The sequence below is a fragment of the Stenotrophomonas sp. DDT-1 genome (assembly GCF_001580555.1).
GTDB classification, from domain to species: Bacteria; Pseudomonadota; Gammaproteobacteria; order Xanthomonadales; family Xanthomonadaceae; genus Stenotrophomonas; species Stenotrophomonas sepilia.
In genome coordinates, this window is record NZ_LEKR01000091.1 from 1 (window position 1) to 685 (window position 685).

The 685-nt window shown below is 60.4% G+C and carries 1 protein-coding gene; it reads left to right on the forward strand.

The annotated features are described in order from the left end of the window. Positions 1-222: 222 nt before the first annotated feature. Positions 223-685, forward strand: a 463-nt coding sequence (locus tag AB839_RS20850; RefSeq protein WP_061480774.1) for an IS3 family transposase, incomplete at its 3' end; no start/stop codon positions are given.

A 685-nucleotide genomic window follows, 5' to 3' on the forward strand; every position in this document is an offset into this window, starting at 1 on the left:
CAGATCCGTTTTCCGGAGGAAAACGGATCTGACCCCGGATTAAATTCGAGATCTGACAGATTTCATCCACGCATGGCGTGGATCTACCACCGTCACCGGGAAACTGTCGAAGGCGGGGCGGTGTCGGATTGCGGGGTGTCCGCGGCATGGATGCCGCGGCCAAGCCCCCATGGATGAAGTGACCCCCGGGAGTTGGACATCAGATCCAATCCCGAGGGATACATGAACAGATACGACGCGCGTTTCAAGCTGCAGGTCGCCAAAGAGGCCTGCAAGACCTCCACATCGGTCAAAGCCGTTGCTCGTCGCTACGGCCTGGAGTTCTCCACGGTCAGGCGCTGGGTGGCGACCTATCGGCTGCATGGTTGGCGCGGGTTTCGCCGCCAGGCCCAGTCCTATGACCTCGCATTCAAGCTGGCTGTCCTGAAGAAGATGGGCCAGGACGGCATGTCCGGGCGGGAGGCCACCACTTACTTTCAAATTGGCGATGCCGGCGCGGTGGGGCGATGGCGGCGCCTGTATGCTCAAGGCGGTGCCCAAGCGTTGGCACCACCACCTCCGCCGCCCCGAAAGCCGATGAAAAAGACCCGTTCGTCCAAGCCACCTGAGGAAATGAGCCGCGATGAGCTGCTCAAGGAAGTTGCCTATCTGCGTGCGGAGACCGACTACCTAAAAAAACTCGATG